Annotated in this window: 18 protein-coding genes; 6 read left to right on the top strand and 12 right to left on the bottom strand. The window is 52.5% G+C overall.

What is annotated here, in order from left to right; genetic code table 11:
• The first annotated feature begins 132 nt into the window (after positions 1-132).
• Entirely contained in the window at positions 133-456 is a 324-nt protein-coding gene (locus tag WGC32_RS03150; RefSeq protein ID WP_224771593.1) for a helix-turn-helix domain-containing protein, read from the top strand.
• A gap of 196 nt (positions 457-652) precedes the next feature.
• On the opposite strand, the gene WGC32_RS03145 is transcribed toward WGC32_RS03150, so the two are convergent.
• Genes WGC32_RS03145 through WGC32_RS03135 form a run of 3 tightly spaced genes read right to left on the bottom strand, consistent with a single transcriptional unit; the run spans position 653 to position 3586 of the window.
• On the bottom strand, positions 653-1126 hold the full coding sequence (locus tag WGC32_RS03145) for an RpiB/LacA/LacB family sugar-phosphate isomerase (RefSeq protein WP_342680662.1): 474 nt from the start codon (positions 1124-1126) through the stop codon (positions 653-655).
• A gap of 17 nt (positions 1127-1143) precedes the next feature.
• Positions 1144-2259, bottom strand: a complete 1116-nt coding sequence (locus tag WGC32_RS03140) for a 4-hydroxybutyrate dehydrogenase (RefSeq protein ID WP_342680661.1) — start codon at positions 2257-2259, stop codon at positions 1144-1146.
• Positions 2260-2275: 16 nt separating this feature from the next.
• Positions 2276-3586 (bottom strand): transaldolase family protein, encoded by a 1311-nt coding sequence (locus WGC32_RS03135; protein WP_342680660.1) that lies wholly within the window; start codon positions 3584-3586, stop codon positions 2276-2278.
• Between the two features lie 241 nt (positions 3587-3827).
• On the opposite strand from WGC32_RS03135, the gene WGC32_RS03130 reads away from it, so the two are divergent.
• The 3 genes from WGC32_RS03130 to WGC32_RS03120 all read left to right on the top strand — a co-directional run bounded on the left by WGC32_RS03130 (position 3828) and on the right by WGC32_RS03120 (position 10727).
• A complete protein-coding gene (locus WGC32_RS03130) occupies positions 3828-4598 on the top strand; it encodes a DeoR family transcriptional regulator (RefSeq protein WP_191510112.1) in 771 nt (256 codons plus the stop codon).
• Positions 4599-5028: 430 nt separating this feature from the next.
• A complete protein-coding gene (locus tag WGC32_RS03125) occupies positions 5029-9927 on the top strand; it encodes a DUF2961 domain-containing protein (protein WP_342680659.1) in 4899 nt (1632 codons plus the stop codon).
• 62 nt (positions 9928-9989) lie between these two features.
• Positions 9990-10727, top strand: coding sequence for a cohesin domain-containing protein (locus tag WGC32_RS03120; RefSeq protein ID WP_342680658.1), 738 nt, complete (start codon positions 9990-9992; stop codon positions 10725-10727).
• Between the two features lie 148 nt (positions 10728-10875).
• Here the strand turns inward: WGC32_RS03120 and WGC32_RS03115 are convergent, their stop codons facing one another.
• The 6 genes from WGC32_RS03115 to thiW form a co-directional block, all read right to left on the bottom strand.
• On the bottom strand, positions 10876-12153 hold the full coding sequence (locus WGC32_RS03115) for a CotH kinase family protein (RefSeq protein WP_342680657.1): 1278 nt from the start codon (positions 12151-12153) through the stop codon (positions 10876-10878).
• Between the two features lie 22 nt (positions 12154-12175).
• Entirely contained in the window at positions 12176-12565 is a 390-nt protein-coding gene (locus WGC32_RS03110; RefSeq protein WP_342680656.1) for a hypothetical protein, read from the bottom strand.
• Positions 12546-13490 (bottom strand): phosphodiester glycosidase family protein, encoded by a 945-nt coding sequence (locus WGC32_RS03105; protein WP_342680655.1) that lies wholly within the window; start codon positions 13488-13490, stop codon positions 12546-12548. Before WGC32_RS03105 ends, WGC32_RS03110 begins: the two co-directional genes overlap by 20 nt.
• A gap of 257 nt (positions 13491-13747) precedes the next feature.
• Positions 13748-13933 (bottom strand): hypothetical protein, encoded by a 186-nt coding sequence (locus WGC32_RS03100; RefSeq protein WP_191482310.1) that lies wholly within the window; start codon positions 13931-13933, stop codon positions 13748-13750.
• 104 nt (positions 13934-14037) lie between these two features.
• Positions 14038-15393: a sodium-dependent transporter gene (locus WGC32_RS03095; protein ID WP_342680654.1), complete on the bottom strand. Its 1356-nt coding sequence runs from the start codon at positions 15391-15393 to the stop codon at positions 14038-14040.
• 257 nt (positions 15394-15650) lie between these two features.
• Entirely contained in the window at positions 15651-16160 is a 510-nt protein-coding gene (gene thiW, locus WGC32_RS03090; RefSeq protein ID WP_342680653.1) for an energy coupling factor transporter S component ThiW, read from the bottom strand.
• A gap of 230 nt (positions 16161-16390) precedes the next feature.
• Between thiW and WGC32_RS03085 the strand changes: the two genes are divergently transcribed.
• Positions 16391-16765: a hypothetical protein gene (locus WGC32_RS03085; RefSeq protein WP_342680652.1), complete on the top strand. Its 375-nt coding sequence runs from the start codon at positions 16391-16393 to the stop codon at positions 16763-16765.
• Positions 16766-16838: 73 nt separating this feature from the next.
• Positions 16839-17501: a TVP38/TMEM64 family protein gene (locus tag WGC32_RS03080; protein ID WP_342680651.1), complete on the top strand. Its 663-nt coding sequence runs from the start codon at positions 16839-16841 to the stop codon at positions 17499-17501.
• An 87-nt stretch (positions 17502-17588) separates the two neighbouring features.
• On the opposite strand, the gene trmB is transcribed toward WGC32_RS03080, so the two are convergent.
• From trmB to WGC32_RS03065, 3 genes are all read right to left on the bottom strand, one after another.
• Positions 17589-18254: a tRNA (guanosine(46)-N7)-methyltransferase TrmB gene (trmB, locus tag WGC32_RS03075; RefSeq protein WP_342680650.1), complete on the bottom strand. Its 666-nt coding sequence runs from the start codon at positions 18252-18254 to the stop codon at positions 17589-17591.
• A gap of 3 nt (positions 18255-18257) precedes the next feature.
• On the bottom strand, positions 18258-19619 hold the full coding sequence (locus tag WGC32_RS03070; RefSeq protein ID WP_342680649.1) for an MATE family efflux transporter: 1362 nt from the start codon (positions 19617-19619) through the stop codon (positions 18258-18260).
• 270 nt (positions 19620-19889) lie between these two features.
• Positions 19890-21548 carry a glutamine--tRNA ligase/YqeY domain fusion protein gene (locus tag WGC32_RS03065; RefSeq protein ID WP_342680648.1) on the bottom strand — a complete coding sequence of 553 codons (1659 nt, stop codon included), beginning with the start codon at positions 21546-21548 and terminating at the stop codon, positions 19890-19892.
• Between the last annotated feature and the right edge of the window lie 35 nt (positions 21549-21583).

The raw sequence follows: 21583 nt of genomic DNA, 5'->3' as shown, positions 1-21583 counted from the left end.
CAACGCAGAAACCAAGATAGGAAATATTTTTCATTGCCATCAGTGTGCATATATTTGTATGACATGCGAAAGACTAACAATATGCTAGTCTTTCATCTGTAGTTTATTGTTATACTGTTTTTGGTGATGGGATTGTATGAAGAAAATAAGGACGTCTACGGACTGATCATCGACAACATCAAAAAATACCGGAAGAAGAGAGGCCTGACCCAACAGGGACTTTCTTTGCGCGCCCACATCAGCAAAGGCTACCTCAGCCAGATTGAAGCGAAGAATTACAACCGGTTCTGTTCTCTGGATGTCCTCATCAATATTGCCCAAGCCCTGGAGGTCCCGCTGTATAAGCTGTTTTTACCGCCCAATGTGATCTTCATCGACGAGGCGGTGAGCGCGGAACTGGATCTGGATAAGATCCAGAAAACTTTGGCGGCCATGGAAGAACAAGACGATTCATAAAGGGGATGCGTTTTGCTCCCCCTTTTGTCCTCTATCATAGAAAATTGCCTGCAGGAAAGCCGCCGGATTTTTTCGACGGCTTTCCCACTGTCCTGCCGCGACAAAGGGAATAACAGCTCCCCGACAAGAGCTGACACTGCTATGCAGAACAAAAAGAGCCGCAAAAAGCGGCTCTTTTTGTTATACCGATATGTTTTTATTTCATGTTTTCCCCTTCAATCTCCTGGAGCCTCGCAAACTGGCCCTTTAAATAAGCGGCGCGCTCCGGCTCAAAGCCCTGGGTGTGTTCTGTGTTGATAAAGGCATCCACCATTTCGCGGGCCATATATTCGCCTAGGATGTAACCTCCGGCGCACATGACATTGCAGTTGTTAATCAGCCGGCACTGGCGGGCGGCAAAGACGCTTTCTACCACCGCCGCGTAGACGCCTTTAAACTTGTTGGCGGTTTGGCTGACCCCCATACCAGTGCCGCAGAAAAGCAGGCCCCGCTGGGCCTCTCCCGACTGGATGGCCTTTGCCACAGCAATGCCGGCATCGGTATAGCTGAGAAACTCCTCCGGGTCATGGATTCCTAGGTCAATGACCTCATGCCCCTGTTCCTTTAAAAGGGCAACGGCTGCTTCCTTCAGGCGGTAGCCGCCCCGATCGTTGGAAAGCACGACCTTCATGGGTATTCCTCCTAGGTTTAATACAGTTCCTGATAGATTTTATAGACCCGGGCCTCGTCCAGGGGGACAAAGTTGTTGCCCATGAGGCGGCCTTGGGTGGTCATCACCGCGTGGGTGAAATCCTGAAGGTCCTGTTCGGTCACCCCGTATTCATGGAGAGCCTTCTTGGGGAGGATGTGGTCCAGCAGCTGTTCCAGCTGGTCATATACCTCCCTTTCCTCACAGCCCAGAAGCCCGGATAGATAGGCGTTCATTTCGGCCAGTGCGCCGTCACTGCGGATTTCCATGTAATTTTTGAGTACGCCGGTAAACATAGCGTAGTTGGATTCCCCATGAGGCACATGATAGGTGCCCCCCAAAGGATAGCTTAAAGCATGGACCGCCGCACATCCGGCGGTACCGAAGGCCAAGCCCGCGAAGTTGCTGGCGACGAGGAAATCTTTCAGCAGGGGAATACGGGTTTCTTTGCCTTCCGCAGCGATTTTTTGATATCCTTTGATGATCATCTCAATGGCTTTATAGCCGAAGAGCTTGGTATAAGGGGTAGCCTTGGGAGAAAGGCTGGACTCCACCGCATGGACCAGGGCGTCGATGGAGCTGGTGGCAAAGACGGGGAAGGGAAGCCCCTCCAACAATTGCGGGATGAGCACTGCCTCGTCGGCAAACATATTGTCAGAAACCAAGCCCATTTTGGTGCCCATCCGGGTGCGGTTGATAATGGAGATATTGGTCACCTCGCTGCCGGTGCCGCAGGTGGTGGGAACGATGACCAGCCGCCGTTTCTTCTGCAGGTCGGCCGCCTTTGCGTAAAGGTCGTCCACCTTTTCCCCGTCAGAGACAGCCAGCACCTTGGCAATGTCGATGATGGTGCCGCCGCCAATGGCAATGATCCGTTTGCATCCGGATTTGGCGGCATCCTCCAAAATAGCGTCCACCATGATGTCGGTGGGTTCACCGGCGCCATATTGCTCTTGGTAGATGACGGAAACCGGCAGTTGCAGAGAGGCAAAATAGGGCTCATAGATGTAGCGGTTGGTGAGGATCAAATCCCCCTGTCCCAGGGAAAAATCATGGGCAAATGCTTGGCAGCTGTCGAATTCATAAAGTTCCGGGCGGAAAATAATTTCTTTCATGGCAAAATTCTCCCTTTTAATTTGATGCTTTCAAAAACTTGCGCTGGTAGCTGAAGATGCCGGGGGCACAGGTGAACTGGCCGAAGTAGGTGGGAGTAGCGGTGACCACAACCCGATGGATCATATCGGCAAACTCCGGCTCCATGAGCATCTTATCAATATCCCAGTAGATCTGAGGATGGTTGGTGTTGCAGATGATCAGCTTTGTATCCGGCAGGTTGGACTGACGAAGCACCCGCAGGCTGTGCCGGACACTATCCAACCCGTCGCTGCCCTCATGGGTATTGGCCTGACGGTAGGCCACCAGTGCCTTGGCTTTTTCCACCGCCTCCTTGACCGGAGCCTGAAGGCTGGATTTTGGCAGGGTGTCGATGTCGATCATAAACTGGCGGAGGGCGATGGCATAGCTTTCATCCCCGGTTATCTCCAGCTTCTGGAGATAGTCCTGCATCTTCAGGGTGTCCAGATGGCGGGTTTCTACAAAGGCGTTGATGAAATAGGGGCGCGCCAGCAGTGCCAAGGCGGTCTGATGAGGATCAAACATCAGGGTGAAGTTCACACGGTAGCCCTGCGCAGAAAGCCGGTAGGCAAAATTGTGGCCATAGAAGTTGTCCTCTACGCTGCCGCTGTCATAGGGAATATCCAGCTTGCCGTCCAGGAAATCTGCCACATTGTCCTTATTCAGCGCGCCGGTATGGGGAACCTTGACCACCAGCCGGTAGGGGGTGAGGATTTCCTCGCAGTGGGCAATCTCTTCCATCAGTTCGCTCTCGGGGGCAAAGGGGTTGTTCACCTCTACACTGATGTCGACCCCAGGCCCTACGATGCGGGCCAGTTCAGCCAGAACCTCGAACCGGTCCTTAAATTTGCCGCCGATATTGGCTTTGGGATTGTTGAGGAAATGATCGTAGATAATCTGAGGATTGGTCGTCAGGTTGGCGATCATGTCTTTCATGGCCGCCACCTCAAAAGGATTGGCGGAGTTGGCGGAATACAGGACGTTGGTGGGCCGCTTTTGGCCGTTGGCCATATAGGAAATGTCCCGTTTCAGATCCACCCGCATGCTGCCGTCGCCGGCAAAGACAAATTCGGGGCGGAAACCAGCAGGGATCTGCCCATCTGGTACAGAAAAGGTACGGATGACCTTTTTAAACTCATCGGTGACGCCGATATACTGGGTGAAGGGGAGAAGCTGAGAAACTTCGGAAAAATCCAGTTCCAGCTGTTTGATTCTCTCCAACCCATCTGCTCCCGTATCCGCCATAACGGATAATTTTTTGGCGTCGACCAAGGCGCCTAATGTGCATTTCATCTCTTTCACCTGCATGGTGCTGCCTCCTGTTGCGTTCCAAAGATTAAGAACAATTGCTTACAGGCTCAGTATATGTTCGCTTTATCGATTTGTCAATTATTTTTTAGAAAAAACATCGAAAAAAGATGGTATTTCCCTCAAAACGAACATAAAATTAACAAAAATGTTTGAATTACATTTTTTCTTTATCGAAACTCTGTACAGGAACTATTCCTTCTGTTATAATAGGTGCAACAAGAAAGACGAGGGAACGACGATGAAAAACGCCTTGGAAAGAAGAAATCAGATTCTCAAGCTGTTGCAGAAGAACGGGACGGTGCAAAACCAGGAACTGGTGGACATGTTCGGCGTGACGCCTGCAACCATCAGGCGGGATCTGGACTATTTAGAAGAAAAAGGGGTGCTGACTCGGGTCTGGGGCAGGGCGATGCTGGCCTCCGATGCCAACCGGGTGGATCCACCTCAGCAGCGGGAAAGCCAGGCCCTGGATGAGAAGCGGGAAATTGCGCGGGTGGCGGCCCAATTTGTGGAGGAGGGGGATTCCTTGATCCTGGACTGCAGCACCACTGTGCTGGCCATGGCGGAGTACCTGACCTCTTTTTCCCGGCTGTCGGTGGTGACAAACTTTATCCCCGCGGCTTATGCCTTCGCAGGCTCAGGAATTGCCTTGCAGTTTTGCGGCGGCTTTTTCGATGACAAGATGATGGCTCTGGTAGGCCCGGAATGCGAAAGCTTTTTCAAATCCATTTCGGTTTCCAAGGCATTTATAGGCACCACCAGCCTGCGGGCGGAACAGGGATTCTCGGTCTGCTCCCCCTTCCAAAGCGAGGCCAAGCGGAGTATGATTGCCGCGGCGCAGCAGGTGTTTGTCCTGATGGATTCCAGCAAGGTAGGAGCCTTTGGCATCAACACCTTTGCGGGTTTTGAGGATGTGGATTACCTCATCACCACCCAGCCTTTGGAGCCGTCCTTGGAGGAGAAAATCCAAGGCGCCGGTGTTAAAATTATCTATACTTCCCAGAAATAGGATGAGATTCTGACAAATAGGGGCAGTGCGCGAAATGCACTGCCCTTTCCCTATTTATAAAGGGGAAAAATAAAGAAATGGATTTTTTAAAAACTTTAGATTTTTATCTTTTTTCCCCACAAATAGAGGGGATAAGGGCAGGATAAGCAAAAATGAACGAGAATTATGTGGGAGTAACCAAAAAATTTTTACAATTCATGAATTTATTGAAATAAAGGCCACCTATTCTATAATAAAAATCAGCATCGACTGCGGGAAGAGACAAAATATGCGTCCCAAAAACATTGCGATTTCTTGCAGAAAAGGCAGCTAATGAGGGAAACCTCTTTTGGAAAACGCCATGGGAAATTCCTAATTCTGACGGCGAGTTTTGCCGTTGATGGGGCGGTCGATGAGAAGATAGGAAATGAGAGGAAGAGGTGGAAAAAACATGCATGTAGGTAACAAACGCGGCAGCCTGCCCAAGCGGATCCTCGGCCTTCTGTTGGCCCTTGTCATGCTGTTCCCCGCCTCCCTGTCGGCCCTTGCCAGCGGCGCAGGTTTTGAGACCAACCTGGAAAATCTGGCGGGACAGCAGGGAAACTGGACAGAAGGCGACGACGGGCTCAGAGGTCAGGGCGACGGCGACTGCTTTGCCATGAGCGACACTTCTGGCAGCGACTTTATCTATGAAGCCGATGTCAAGATCGCTGGGGATAGCGGAGCGGCATCCCTGGTATTCCGCTCGGGCGACGATCCCAAAAACGACGGCTCTTATGTAGCCAATATCGACCTGGGCCGGGGGGACGCCCGGATTTTCTCCTTTGGTACCGGCGGCCATGACCTAGGGACCTACACCCTGCCCGACAAATCCAAACGGGAATTTTCCATGCGGGTGGAGGCCATCGGCAACAACCTGAAATATTATCTGGACGGGCAGCTTATTGTTAACGTCACCGACAACGCCTATACTTCCGGTAAGGCAGGCCTGCTGGTCTTCTCCGGCGACGTCACCTTCCAGAACGTCATCTTCACCCCGGTGGAGGAGGAGTGGATTCCCCAGCTGACCGACCTGACCCTGGTAGGCGCGGAGGATGCCCTGACCTTTGATCCGGCAACATCGGACTATACCGTCCGCATCCCCTTCTCCCAGACTTCGGCCCAGGTGAAGGCTTCGGCGGATGAGGGCACCACCATGACCATTTCCGCTCAGGACGACAATGGTCAGGTCCTGGAGGAAACCGACCTGGCAAACGGGGAGGCGTCTCCGGCCATCACCATTGGGGATGGCTACACCACCGTTACCCTGAAGCTGACAAATCCGGATCAGGGAATCGAGATGTACAAGACCATCAAGATCCGCCGGTCCAGAAGCCTTCTGGGAGATGTCAATGATGACAAGCAGATCGACGACAAGGATATCGCTCTCATGCGGGACTTTATCTTTGAGCGTGCCGTCCCCGCGGACTGGCAGCTGGCAAACGGCGATCTGGATGGGGATAACGCCATTACAGTAGCCGATATCCTCAAGGTGAAAAAGCTCATCCACGACGCTCCCGAAGTGGAGCAGTCCCTCAGCTATGAGGATGTTGTGGCGCGGATGACCGACCTGGAATCCCTGGCGGCACCGGCCAAGGCAGGAGAAAAGACTTGGGAGAGCTCCGCTTATAACAAGCTTTCTAAATACAATGAAGAAACCGGCCATTATGAAAACTGGGGCATGAACTGGGATGAAGGCTATGACGCTCCCTCCAACGGGGATGGCGGCATCGTCATCGCCGAGATGGAAGGATCCGGCTCCATTGTCCGCATCTGGTCGGCAAATCCCCAGCAGGGTCATATTAAGATCTTTATCGACGGCGATCCAGTTCCCGCTGTGGATATGCCCTTCATTGAACTTTTCGGCACCGGAGAATTCCCCTTCAACCAGTCGGAGCTTTGTTACGACGCTTCTAGGGGCAAAAACTGCTATGTACCTATCACCTACAACGAATCTTGTAAGGTTGTCCTTTATGAGGGATGGGGTAAGTTCTACCAGGTCAACTATGTCTCCTTTGCGGAAGGCACCCAGGTAGAGCCCTTTGAGATGCCCCTGACCTCCCAGCAGCAAAACGCCATCAAAGAGGTAAACTCTATCTTTGCCTCTGATATGAGCGTTTCCCCCAAGACCTATGAAGACGCGGACACCGTCACCAACACCGTCAACGTTCCTGCCGGCGGCAGCGTAGACATTCTGGACGCTTCCGGTTCCGGCGCTGTGGTAGGCATGAAGATCAAGATCAATGATCTGGATATGGAAATCGGTGCTGACGGCGTGGCCCATGATTGGAAGGCGCTTTCCGACATGACCGTATCCGCTTACTGGGATGGGGATACCGATCCCGCTGTGTGGTCTACGCTAGGCGGATTCTTTGCCAGCCAGACCGGACTCAACGAATATGAGTCCCTGCCCATGGGCGTTTTGGAGGACGGAACCCTCTACGCCAACTGGTATATGCCCTATGAAAACGGCGGCAAGATCACCATCGGCAACGATGGGGATGAGGATTATTCCATTACATACACTGTGACCACCGCACCGCTGGATGCGGAGAAGGCATCCGAGCTGATGCGCTTCCACGCCAAGTGGGTCCGGGCAGAGGATCCGCAGAAGGACGGCAACGAGATGTGGCCGGATTCTAACTTCCTCTCTGTCACCGGCACAGGACGGTATGTGGGAACCTCCCTGCACATCTATAAAGAAATCGGCACCGGCGACCCCGCCTACGAGCCCAACTGGTGGTGGGGTGAAGGCGACGAGAAATTCTTCGTCGACGGCGAGAAATTCCCCTCCTGGTTCGGCACCGGAGCGGAAGACTACTTCGGTTACGCTTGGGGCACCTGGAAGCCCTTCACCGAAGCATATCACAGCCAGCCCTTTACCAACGGCGGTATGTTCGGTATCGGAAGCAGGCTCAACAACCGCTTCCATATCATTGACAGCGTTCCCTTCCAGGACTCCTTCAATGCCTTCCTGGAGAAATACCATCGGGACGGATATGCCAACTGGGTCTTTACCAGTTTCTTCTATCTGGATAAGGACGGCAATGATCCCTACGGACCTGTCTCCCTGGAGGAGCGCACCTCCTATTATGAAGATCCCTATCCTGCGGCGTCGGACTTCTATGAGGGCGAGGATCTGAAGATCATCGAATCCACCGGCATGCTCCAGGCTGAAACCCAGAATATGAGCAACTACACCGGCAGTTGGAGCAATGACGCACAGTTTGTGTTTAAGTCCAACGCGGTAGGCGATTACACCAAGTTCTACATCAACGTGGAAGAAGAAGGGGACTATATGCTCAGCGCCGCCTTTACCAAGGCGCCTGACTTTGCCATTGTCCAGCACTACCTGGACGACGCCCCCATCGGCGGACAGATCGACCTGTATGGCAACGGCGTCAGCCACATGGACGAGACCCAGCTGGGCAGCGTTCATCTGACAGCGGGGCTCCATGTCTTTGAGGTGCGGATCGTTGGAAAGAACGCCTCTTCCAGCAATTACCTCTATGGCTTAGATTACCTGAAGGTAGAGCCCACCGGTCCCGATTCCTTGGTAAAAGTGACCTATGAGGGCGAGAACCTGGAGGTGATTGACCAGACAGCAAATATCCGCATTGAAAATCAGCAGGGCGGCAACTTCAGCGCCGGCGCCCAGAAGCTGATGTTCGGCGAGAAAGCCGGAGACTATATGACCCTGAAGGTCAATGTCCCTGAGGAAGGCGACTACATCATCTCTGGTACCATGACCCGGGCCAATGACTTTGGCTTCGCGCAGCATTATATGGACGGTAAAAAGCTGGGCAACCCCATCGACTACTATGAAAGCAACCTGATGGTGACCCCGGATACCATCCTCGGCAAGGTTCACCTGACAGCAGGGGACCATGAGCTGAAGATTGAAATGGTGGATAAAACAGCAGACTCCAGAGGATGGCTCTATGCCCTGGATACCCTAACCTTGCAGGAATACATCCCCGAGGAAAGCGATACCCAGTGGACCTATGAAGGAGAGGAGATGGAGGTTACCGCCCATCCGGAGGGAATCACCCCCTTTGCCCAGTACATCTTCTGGCAGGATTCCACTGCATGGGGCCAGCACTCCCAGCTGACAACAAAATTTAACGCAGAAGGCCAGTCCATCACCCTGAAACTGAATGCCCCCAAAGACGGCGCCTATGATCTGGCGGTAGCTTTGGGCAAAGCAGGGGACTTCGGCACCTTCCAGTTTGCCGTAGACGGCACGAATGTGGGCAGCCCTGTGGATACCTACGATCCCAACCTGGTCCACTCTGGACTGATTACCTTAGGAAACCTTGACCTTTCCGCCGGTGACCATGAGCTGACCATTACTGTGACCGGCAAAAATGGCGCGTCCTCCAACTACCTGTTGGGTATTGACCAGGTGCAGCTGACCCGCACCGGCGACGCCACCACCATCCCCACCGAGATCTATCTGGAAGGGGAGGATATGGAGGTTGTCGCCTCCGATAAGGTTGGAGAGATCTTAGATCCCCAGGATATGACCAGCTTTGGAAATGGCTGGAGCGGCGGCAAGCACTATCTCTTTAAAGCAACCGAGTTTGGCGGTTATACCACCTTTAAGCTGCCGGTGGCAGTGGAAGGCGATTACATTGTCAGTGTGGGCATGACCCGGGCAGGTGACTTCGGCATTGTCCAGCACGCCATTGACGGCACCGACTTTGGCAACCTTGTCAATCTCAACGAGGGGAATGTCGTCCCCTCTGGCGAAACCATCCTGGGCCGGATTCATCTGACCAAGGGAGACCACGAGTTTACAGCCACGGTAGTGGATTCCTTTAACAGCGGCAAAACCTACGCGCTGGATTTCATCCGCCTGACCCCCTACACGCCGGAAGCCAATCCCACCACCATCCGTGTGGAGGGCGAGGAACTGGATGTAACAGGCCAGTCTGAAGAGGTTACCCCCTGGAACCAATATTTCTTCTGGGTGGAAAACTCTGGCTGGAGCCAGGGCGCCCATCTGGTAGTGGTGGATGGACAGGAAGGCTCCTATATCGAGACCAAGGTCACCCTGCCTGAGGGCAGCTATAATTTCTCCGCAGCCATGACCAAAGCGGCGGACTTTGGAGAGGTTGAAGTCTTTGTAGACGAACAGTCTGTAGGCAGTGTGGATCTCTATGGGGCTGATCTGGCCCCGGCGGGCGAGACAAGCCTTGGCACCATCACCGGTGGAGACCATACCATTAAATTTGTAGTCAAGGGAAAAAATGCCCTGTCGAATGGATATGTTTTCGGCATTGACTACCTGGAATTTGTGAAACAATAACCGCACAGCGGATGAAAGCAACGACGGAACACCGTCATTGCTGAGAAGGAGGAAACTTCAGAATGAAAAGAATCATCAGCAGCATGCTGATATGCTGCCTTCTGGCCGCTGTGCTGGCCTGCCAGGTCTTTGCGGCGGCTCCGGTGGTGAAGCTGACGGCCGGTGCGGCCCAAGCTAAGCCTGGGGACACAGTGACCATCACCGTGTCTGCCGAGACCGAGGAAGACCTGTACGGCTTCCAGATGGATGTGGGCTATGACACAGCGGTGCTGGATTTTGTCAGCGCCCAGGACCAGACTCCGGATACCTGGTATGCAGAATCTCTGGAAGTTAGTGAGGGCAATGTACGGCTGCTGGCCTATGACGATACGGCGGATTTATCTGCTCCTGTTACCGGAACCCCCGGTATCTTTACCCTGACCTTCCAGGTGTTAGAGGATGCTCCGGCAGGAAATACTGGTATTGACATCAAGAACCTGCTGACAGCGGGCACCGACGGTGACCTTATCGCAGGAGCTACCGGTTCCGGCGCCACAGTGGAAATTGTGGGTCAGGGCGGATCCTCTGAGCCTCCCGAGACCTCTTCCCAGACTCCGGGCACAGACAAGCCCAGCATTCCTGGCGGAGACGGCAACGGCAATGGCGCTGGAAACGGCGGTGGAGCTGTGACCACACCTGCTGGCAACAGCGATAAGCCAAACCCGGGAACCAGCGACGCCATGATTTTGATTGGTTCCCTGGTAGTTCTGGCAGGGGCCGGCGGTACAGCGGTTTATCTGACCCGTAAACGCAAGAAATAAAAAGAGCCGCACGCGCTCATAAGAAAAGCCCGTCATATGGCGGGCTTTTCTTACTGCCAATATAAAGGGGAAAATGGCCTTTTGTCGGACAGAAACGCACAGAAAGAGAGGGAGGCGGCCGTCAGGCTGCCTCCCTCTCCTATAACTTTTAAGCGGGGTTTTGTTCCAGAAGACCTGGCAGGGCTTCTTTGAGATATTCCACCCGTTCCTTGATAAAGCCGGCTAGGCCATAGCTGTTGCTGTCAATAAACTGCCAGGTAAATTCTACAGAGGTGGAAAATTTGGTAGGATCTGCCTTGACATCCTCCTCAATCAACTCCTTCAGCGGTTCCAACTCATTGGCCAGGACGTCTTCCAGCCACTGGGCTAGGGTGTCGCAATAGGTCAGGTATTGGTGGTAATATTCGGGGACAGCCAGTACCTTATGGACCAGCGGCCGGGCCTCCAGCGTCGAATCTCCCGTAATGGGGGTGGAGATATCCTGCCTTGCGCCGTCGCTTTCCTCATAATAGGCCTGGGTTTGGAAGAACCCTTCATTTAGATCCCAGGGGATCATATGAAAGAGGCCCTCATCCAGGTAGAGATAGTAATTTTGCGCGAACTGACCTGCGTAATCGTCCCAATTATGGATGACTGCATTGACAGCCATGTATTGAAGGACGGAGTCAATATCTAGAATGGATTCCAGTTTCCCCTTTTGGCCGGGCTCTGTTTCCTCCAGAATCTCGATTAGCTCTGTTAGGTCACTTTTTTCTACATCCTGGCCTTTTTTCTGTTCCAGCAAATCCAGATCCATGTCTGGCTCCAAGGTAGCGCCTACCTCCGCTTTATACAGATTGCCCTGATGATTGCCAAAGGCTCGGTCCAGAAAGCTGTTGTCAACAGATTCTACGCCAATATAAAGGCCGAGGAGCTCCCCGTTGATGTAGACGTTGCAGAAGTTGACATAGGGCACGTCCATTCCCAGCTGGCGGAAGGCCTCATAACCTAAATACTCCCGGAGGAAGGAGGCGTCGTCGGTGCTGTTATTGAGTTCCAATTCATCCAGTCCCAGGAAGGTCTGTTGTTTGACATACTCGTCAAACTTAATCCGCAGGGGGAAGCGGTCGGAGTCATTGCGGTTGGCCATCCGGATGGAAGAGTTCCCTTTGGTGCGGACTCCTACAGTTTCGATGGTTGTCCCGTCGATGGTCACGTTGGCAATCTTGTATTCCTTTGCCTCTGGATCCTCCAGGATCTCCTGCCAATCTTCTTCCTCCAGCTCTATGTATATGTCGTGGACAGTATCCGCCCCAAAGAAGGAGACATAATCCGGTTCCTGGCTTTCCTGGGGCGCCGTACCGCCCCAGGAGGCCGGATGATCGCAGCCGGAAAACAGCAGCAGCACACTGGACAGGAGCACCCACAGGTTCTGACGCAATTTCATAGATGCCCTCCCTCCTATACAATTACTTTTTGAAAAAATAGGTAACAACGCCGCCCAACATGAGAAGGCCTCCCGCTATCATCAGCCATTGCTGATAATCTGAGGCGGTTCCGGCAATCTCAAAGATACCTCGCAGCATGCTGCTGACAGTCAGGGCCGCCACTCCAGAATGATAGAGACGGACGGATAGCCATCCAGGCCGCCTCAGCCGGGGAATCCGCCAGAAAACAGCGCAGGGCAGTGCCCCTAAAAGCAGAGGCCATCCAAAGAGCCACGTCATGTAGGGTGAATGAACCCCGTGAGAGAACTGGTCATAGATCAGGAAAAAAACCAGGCAAAAAACGGCAACACAGCTGTAAACTAGGGTGCTTTTGGCCATGGTTTGGATTGGTTTATTTGCCGATGTAGACAATGTCGCTGACACTCCTTTCCCGGATACTCCGCCCATCGGTGGGAACATTGACGACCTCTCCCATAAACCACATGGTCGAGGAACCGCCGCCGTCCAGGTTATAGGCGGTTTGACAGCCCAGATCCTGCATCACCTGGGCAATCTCCATGAGGGTCAGGCCTTCGCTTTCGTCGGTCCTGCCGTCGGATACCACCAATAGGTAATGGAGCGGCTCAATCATACCGATGGCGGTGCGGGGATTGCTGCGCATGGCCTGCTCTACCTCGGTGGCCTCGTTGACGGTGATTTCCCCATCTTCCACCAGGCCGGGCCCGAAGGAGAAGATCTGCACCGCTCCTTCGTCAGCCAGGGTCTGAGCGTCGGAATTTGCCTCATCCACAATGGCAAAGGTGCCGTCCTCATAGATGACAAGGTCATCATTGCCGTAGCCGCTGCGGGGGGTATCCCGGTAGAGATAGCCATTGCGCATGACAAAACCCTCATCCCGGAAACCGTAGTAATCCCCGTTGATGGCTAATATGGCGCCCACCTCCTCGGCAATAACGGAGGTGGCCTCCCCCACATTCCGCCCGAAGGCATCGTCGGCCAGCCCGGCCCGCAGAAGGGAGGCGTCCTTTAGCTGGACATCGGCAATGTAGACCTGGGTATCCTGAATGCGCTGGGTAGTCAAGGTAATGGAAATGTTGTCGCTTTGATAGCTGGTGCCGGTGACCACCGGCTCGTTCTGGGTGCTTTCCTCAGACGAGGTCGAGGCCTCCTCCGAGGATGAGGAAGAGCTGGAACTGGATAATTCATCCAGATAGACAATATCCCTGGGGATGACGAAGGCATCCAGCAGGGTAAAAACGGCATAAGCGGTGAGAAGCAGTCCGTAAATCACGCCCCACCGATAGGGACGCCGCTTTTTTTCGAGATTCTGTTTCAAAAAAATAGTCACCTCTTATTTTGCAAAACATTGTATTTATTATAGGATTTTGTCTTTCTTTGTGTCAATAGCACAAAAAAGAATTCTTATATTGTTAATAACATGGTATAGTTTTATAATAATTTGAAATATTTGATTTTTGCATTATTTAGACTATATCCAACCGAATGATTTTAAAAGGGAAGAAGCCATTGATGTACTTAATGAAAAAAGGGAAGGCCTTGAATACCAAGGCCTTCCCTTTTTATATGATAACTTTAGTCCCTTTTACATTTGACACCGGCTAGCTCACAGAAGTTTGCAAAACTGCCAAAGTCTTCTTGAAAAATGTCCGGACCATATGCCCCGCCGTTTTGGAGGTATTCCCGCTGGCTTAAGGTGCTTTGATTCAGGGTATGGGCAATATGACTGATGTCCTTAATAATAGACAGCTCCGATAACATGATGTTTTCCCTCCTTCCGGGAAATGCATTCCAGGACTATCGGCTCGGTTGCGTCTCTGGGTAGGGCGAGAGAAATTTTCTCTCCTACGGCGCACCGTACGGCATTATGCCGGAAGCAATCCGGTGATCAGGATCACAAGGATGAGGATGGGAGCGATGTATTTGAGGATCACCGACAGGACCTTTTTCAGCTTGATAGCGCTGGGGGAGCCGATGACCAGCTCCTGCATCAGAGCGTCGGTGCCCCACACATGGCCCACAAAGACGCACATGAGCATGGCGCTGATGGGCATGAGCAGCTTATCGGTAAAGAAGCTCAGAGCGTCGAAAATGTTCATGCCGCCGATGAGGACATTGGAGAGGGGCCCCATAGAAAGGGAGGCGAAGACGCCGAGAAGAGCCATGAGGGAAGCCATAATAATAGTGGCTTTTTTGCGGCTCCAGTGGAAGTTGTCGATAAAGTAGGCGGCGACGACCTCCAACAGAGAGATGGCGGAGGTGGCGGCGGCAATAAAGACCAGGATGAAGAACAAAAACCCGAAGAACGCGCCGAAGGGCATGTCAGCAAAAACAGCCGGCAAGATGGAAAAGATCAAGCCCGGGCCGGCGGTGGGCTCAAAGCCCAGGGCAAAGACGGCAGGCAGGATGGCGCAGCCAGACAAAATAGCGGCAAGGGAGTCCAGCCCCACCACAATGCCGGTGTCCTTGACGATGTTGGACTCCTTCTTCAGATAGCTGCCATAGGTGATGGTGATGCCCATCCCCAGGCTGAGGCTGAAGAAAACCTGGCCCATGGCCTGTACCATGGCATTGCCTAGGTCGCCAATTGAAGAAACCGCGGAAAAATCGGGGACAAAGAGAAATTTTAGACCTTCCCCGGCGCCGGGCAGGGTGACGGAACGGACGGCAACCACCACCACAATGACAAAGAGGGCAGGGAGGAGAATCTTGCTCATCTTCTCGATGCCTTTGACAACCCCCATGACCACCACGATAGCGCAGAAGGCCATAAAGACCAGGTGCCAGACCACCGGTTCCACCGGGCTGGCCACAAAGTTGTTAAAATAAGCGGCGGGGTCGGAGCCGAAATTGCCTCCGGAAGCAAAAGCAACGATATACTTGGTAACCCATCCGCCCACTACGCTGTAGTAGGAGAGGATGACAAAGGCGCAAAGCACTCCCAAAACGCCCACGAAAGTCCACTTTTTGTTGAGCTTGCGGTAAGCGCCGATGGCGTTGAGCTGGGTGCGGCGGCCGATGGACATTTCCGCCATCATGATGGGCACGCCCAGCAGTAATACAAATAAGATATAAAATACGAGGAAAATCCCACCGCCGCTATTGGCCGCAATATAGGGAAATTTCCACAGATTCCCCAGGCCAATGGCTGAGCCGGCGGAAGCCAAGATAAAACCTAGGGAAGATGTAAACTGTCCCCGGTTTTTCGGTGTCTGTGACATAACAATACCCCTTCTTTATTGATAGTGCTCCCGTCCTTCCTCCTACCAAAGACAGGAGTGCTGGGACAGAAGCCCCAGCAAGGTTACTTTACATTCTACCGGAAAAACGTCGGGATTTCAACAAAACTCCACATAAAATTTCTGGATGGTTATCATTTTTGCATAAAAAGTCAGAAAAAATGAAAAATCGGCAATGTTTGTGGACAATATAGAAAAACAAAACCAGGCTTCGGGCCGATTTTTCAAAAATTAGCAAGTCATCGGGAAGAAAGACTTTTCTGAAGCTGATCCAAGGCCCTGGTGCGCTGCAACACCAGCAGGATGACCAGGGAGATCAGCGCGCCGCCAAAAGAACTGACGCCAAAGGGGATGACAAAGCCAAAAACAGCGGCTTCCTGGGAGAGAAAGAAGGTGGCGAGAGGATAGGCGGCAAGCGCTCCTAGGATACCGGTACCGAATACCTCCCCAATGACCGTGGGAATCAGCATTTTGGTCTTCCGGTAGACCAGCCCGCAGAGCAGGGCGCCGATCATGCTGCCTGGAAAGGCCAGAATGCTGCCAGTGCCCATGAGCACCCGGATGAGAGAGGTGACAAAGGCCATACCGCAGGAATACCAAGGGCCGAGAAAAACGCCGGCCAGGACGTTGACCATATGTTGGATGGGGAAACATTTAGAGACGCCGATGGGGATATAAAAGGCGCTGCAAACCACTGCCAACGCGGTGAATATGCCGGCAAAAGCCAGCTTTTTGATACTGCTGTTCAAAGAATAGACCTCCTAAAACCGTATGAAAGCACGGAGAAATATGGCAAAGAGCCGGATACACACAAAAATTACAATAGAACAAATAAAGGGCCCTGTCAAGGGAAAAAAGGGAATTTTGTCACGAAAGGTTAAGAAAAGGTTCAGAAATTCGGCGGTGATTTGTGAGACTTTTTTTGACAGGAGATGTTATAATAATACATATTGCAATGAAACAAAGGAGAAGGAACCATATGCCTAGGTGTTTATACTGTCACAAGGAGATCGGCGAAGCGCCCATCTTCCAGTTGGACAACGGCGGCGGGTTTTGTTGCAGTGAAAGCTGCAAGAAGGAAGCGGCGGCGTATATGGCCCGATCCCGGAAATATAAAGGCTGGTATCTGCTGATGATCATCCTCTCCCTTGGGCTGTGGGCCTGTGCTTTTTTCTCTGCCCTTTCCCTCTCTATTGGGGGCGCAGCCTTGATTGTCTGCGGTGTACTTGGTATTCTCTTCCCATTTGGCCCCCGCTGGGCCATAGATTTCCTGGGAATGGAGCGAACGCTGAGAGCCGGTATCTATTTCGGGACTTTTTTGGTTGTCGTAGGAATTCTTTCTGTGTTACAATAAAAAGAAAAAGGTTGAAAGCGGGTGATGGAGCGTGGCGCCCTTGACCGGGCCGCAAAAGAAGCAGGAGATGCGTATGCGCATTTTCCGCTATGTGAGATTCCTGCCCTTTGTGGCCATCCTTATCGCTTTGATCCTCTTTGGAGCCAATCTTAAAAATATATCCTTTGAACAGCTGGTCCATTTTTCCCCTGATAACTATCTTTTGGCTGTTCTTTTTTTCATGGGTATTTACGCACTGAAATCTGTATCGGTCATCTTTCCGTTGGTGGCCATCTATCTGGCGGCCGGCGTGGTATTTCCCACCCCATGGGCCATTGTCATCAATTTCCTGGGCCTCGCCGTCTGCACCACGCTGCCCTATCTTCTGGGGAAGATCTGCGGTCAGGAAGCCGTCAGTACCCTGCTGGGCCGTTTTAAGAAGGCGAAGCGGCTGGAGGAAATCTCCATGCAAAACGGCGTCCTGGTCTCCTATCTGCTGCGGGTGGTCAGTATCCTCCCGGGGGATATTGTCAGCATGTTCCTGGGCGCTTACGGTATCCGCTATCCCAGCTATGTGATAGGCTCCATCTTAGGGCTCACGCCGATTATGGTTCCCGCCACCATGATGGGCAGTTCTATTACCGATCCATTTTCCCTCAGGTTCTTGCTCTCCTTCCTGGCTATGATTGCCATATCCTTAGTTTCCTCTCTCCTCTGCAACCGGTATATGCGAAAGAAAAAAGAAGACAAAAGATAAAAGAGACGGTTTTTTGAGCCGTCTCTTTTTGTTTGTACCAACGATGGCTTTAGATAAAAGGAACTCTGTCAGCACTACCGCGAAGCCTTAGGAAACTACTGCGATGAGAAACTTAATAGGAATCCCCTGTTCAGAGAACATGGCTTCGTGTTCGGTGGGGATGTTGCCCGCAAAGCCGCTGTGATGCAGGTCCAGGGTCTGGTAGCGGATGGAAAACCCGCACTCCTCAAAGTAGTGGACAGAATCGGCAAAAAGGGAATCGTCATCAGTTTTAAACCAGATTTCCCCGCCGGGGGCCAAAAAGGTTTTGTATTGCTCCAGCTGTCTGGGATGGGTCAGCCTCCGCTTGCGATGTTTGGCCTTCTGGCTCCAGGGATTGCAGAAGTTGATGTAAATCCGCTCTACCTGGTCCTGGGGGAGAAGGAGGGTAGAGATCCGCTCGATATCCTGGGAGAGGATGCGGATATTGTCTAAGGGCAGTTGGCATTTGGCATAGGCGGCCTCAATCTTCCGCTTGGCCAGTACCAGGACCTCGCTTTTAATATCGATGGCGATGAAATTGATTTCAGGATGGGAGGAGGCTAGGGAGGCCATAAACTGGCCTTTGCCGCAGCCCAGCTCCAGCCACAGAGGCTGGGGATGAGCAAACTGTTCCTGCCAGTGGCCGGCTACAGCAGCTTTTTCCTCTTCGTTAATGCAAAAGGGGCAGGCGAAAAGTTCCGGCCGAGCCCAGGGCTTTCTTCGTATTCTCATAATTTAATCTGCACCTCGGGGAAGTTGTTTGATTCTTTTCCCATAGATATAGGCGAACATTCCCAAACTGGCCAGGAAGGAAATAAGCTCCGCAATGGGGAAGGCCCACCAGACACCTACGGCACTGTTGAGCCAGTGGGAAAGGAAATAGGCCACGGGAAGAATGACGATAAGCTGGCGCAGCAGGGAGATGAGCAAACTGACAAAGCCGTTGCCGATGGCTTGGAAAAAAGTAGAAAACACAATGCCCAGTGCGGCAAAGATAAAGCAGATACTGATGATCCGCAGGGCGGGGACGCCGATTTCCAGCATCTGGGGAGTGGCATTAAAGAACATGAGAAGAATCTGGGGAAAGATCATAAAGACCAACATGCCCACGGCCATAATGGCCACGGCGATCACCAGGCCGATTTTGGTGGCGTCGATGAGTCGTTTGCGGTTTTTGGCGCCGAAATTATAGCCCATAATAGGCATGAGGCCGTTGTTGAGGCCGAAGACCGGCATAAAGACAAAGGACTGGAGCTTGTAATAAACGCCCAGCACCGCCACCGCTGTGGAAGAGAAAACGGTCAGAATGGCGTTGAGACCAACGATGAGCACCGAGGCAATGGCCTGCATGACAATGGAGGGGAATCCCACCTTATAGATCTCGCCAACAATGCCCCATTTAAATTTGAAGTTTTTAAAGCTGACCTTCACGGCATGATCTTTGCACTGTAAAATGTAGGTGCTGTAGATCATGGCCAGAATCTGTCCTGCAACAGTGGCAATGGCAGCGCCTTTGACTCCCATAGCGGGGATTCCCAGCCAGCCGAAGATGAAGATGGGATCCAGGATGATATTGGCCACAGCGCCGATAAGCTGAAAGACCATGGGATAGATCATGTTGCCGGTAGCCTGCAGGGTCCGTTCGTTATTGATTTCCACAAAGACGCCGATGGAGAAAATGGTGACTACATAGGTGTAATCACACCCCATCTGGAAGATGGTGGGATCGGAAGTATAGAACCGGAAGAAGGTTTCGGTAAAGAAAATTCCCAGCAGCGCGAATAAAATCCAGGTAGCAACGCCCAAAATTGCGCCATGGTTGGCCGCATCGGTGGCGTCATCGATGCGTTTTTCTCCCAACCGGCGGGAGATGAGGGAATTGAGTCCCACACCGGTTCCCACGCCAAAGGCGATCATCAGCGTTTGTACCGGATAGGCCAGGGAGACAGCGGTCAACGCATTTTCTCCGATTTGGGCAACAAAAATACTGTCCACCACATTGTATAGCGACTGGATCAGCATAGAAAACATAGCGGGCAGGGACATCTTGGCAATCAGCCCCAACATGGGCTGGGTTCCCATCTTGTTTTCTTCCATAAAATACCTCCTCAACTCTTATACCCCAGGGCGCAAACGCCCTTTCGACAGCCGTATTCTCTTTTTTACGGCCATTCCATACTCATAAGCAATTTATTATAACATAAAGCTATATAATCTACAATATTCTAAGGATTCCTCTGAGATTTCGCCAGAAAAAGCTGAAAAATCTTGCCCAGAAGGCTTTGAACAAACCTCCCCAGTATCTTTTTGGGGACGCTGTAAAAAGCGAAAGGGGGCGGATTTTTCCGCCCCCTTGTAAAGGTCTGCTTATTTTTTTGCCTTAGCCCAGCTGTCCTTGAGGGTGACAATCTGGTTGTAGGTGTTTTCATTCTTGGTGTCCTTGCAGAAGTAGCCCAGCCGAACAAACTGGAACCGCTCTCCCGGTTTTACATCCGCCATGGACTGCTCCAGCTTGCAGCCGGTGAGAATCCGCTTGGAATCCGGGTTGAGATAGTCGTCATAGGTCTTGTCCTCGGGGATGTCGGATACATTTTCAATGGTGAAAAGCTTGTCGTAAAGGGCAACATTAGCCTCTACGCAATGGTCGGCGCTGACCCAGTGGATGGTGCCCTTGACCTTGTGGCCATCCTCGGGGTTGCGGCCATTGGTATAGGGGTCATAGGTGCAGAGAAGCTCCACCACATTGCCGTTTTCGTCCTTGACAAAGTCCTCGCACTTGATGACATAGGAGCCCATCAGCCGGACTTCCCCGCCAGGCTTCAGCCGGAAGTATTTGGGTACCGGCACCTCCATGAAGTCGCTTTTTTCGATGTAGAGCTGGCGGCTGAAGGGGACCTTTCTGGTGCCGGCGGATTCGTCGTTGGGGTTATTGCTCACCTCAAAGTATTCCACCTGATCCTCGGGATAGTTGACAATGGTCACCTTCAGCGGCTCGGTGACGGCAATCCGCCGCTGGGCCGTCTGGTTGAGCTCATCCCGGATGCAGTGCTCCAGCACCCCGATGTCCACCACGCTGTAGTTTTTGGAGACGCCGGCGGTCTTGACAAATTCCAGGATGGAGGAGGGGGTGTAGCCCCTCCGGCGCAGGCCGCAGAGGGTGGGCATTCTGGGATCGTCCCAGCCGTCTACCAGCCCTTCATCCACCAGCTTTTTCAGGTACCGTTTGCTCATGACGGTGTAGGTCACATTGAGCCGGGCAAATTCATACTGATGGGGCTTCTTTTCAAAGCCGATGTTATCCACCACCCAGTCATAGAGGGGACGGTGGTTCTCAAACTCAATGGAGCAGAGGGAATGGGTGATCCCTTCCAGGGCATCCTGGATGGGATGGGCGAAGTCGTAGAGGGGATAGATGCACCACTTGTCTCCCTGACGATGATGGTGGGCCCGGACAATCCGATAGATGGCCGGATCCCGCATGTTCATGTTGGGGGAAGCCATGTCGATTTTGGCCCGCAGGGTGCAGTACCCATCTGGGAACTCCCCGTTTTTCATCTTTTCAAAAAGGGCCAGGTTTTCCTCGACCGAACGGTTCCGATAAGGGCTTTCCTTCCCCGGCTCGGTCAGGGTGCCCCGGTATTCCCGCATCTCCTCAGCGTTTAAATCGCAGACGTAGGCCTTGCCTTCCTTGATGAGTTTTACCGCGAATTCATAGCACTTGTCAAAATAGTCGGAGCCGTAGTAGATGCCGCCGTTGGGCTCGGCGCCCAGCCACCGCAGGTCCTCCTCAATGGCCTGGACGTATTCGTCGTCCTCTTTCACCGGATTGGTGTCGTCATAGCGCAGGTTAAACAGGCCGTTGTACTTTTGGGCGGTGCCCCAGTTGATCCAGATGGCCTTGGCGCTGCCGATGTGGAGGTAACCGTTGGGCTCCGGCGGGAAGCGGGTGTGAATCCGCTCCGAGAAACCGTTTTTAATGTCCTCGTCAATAATATCGTGAATAAAATTGGAAATATGCTCTTCCATCTGCCGTCAATCCCTTTCACTTATTTACAGATTGT

Origin of the sequence: Zongyangia acetica (genome assembly GCF_038739695.1) — a bacterium.
GTDB lineage: Bacteria > Bacillota > Clostridia > Oscillospirales > Ruminococcaceae > Zongyangia > Zongyangia gallinarum.
Note: the sequence above shows the minus strand (reverse complement) of the source record. Positions and strands in the feature narration are given on the sequence as shown.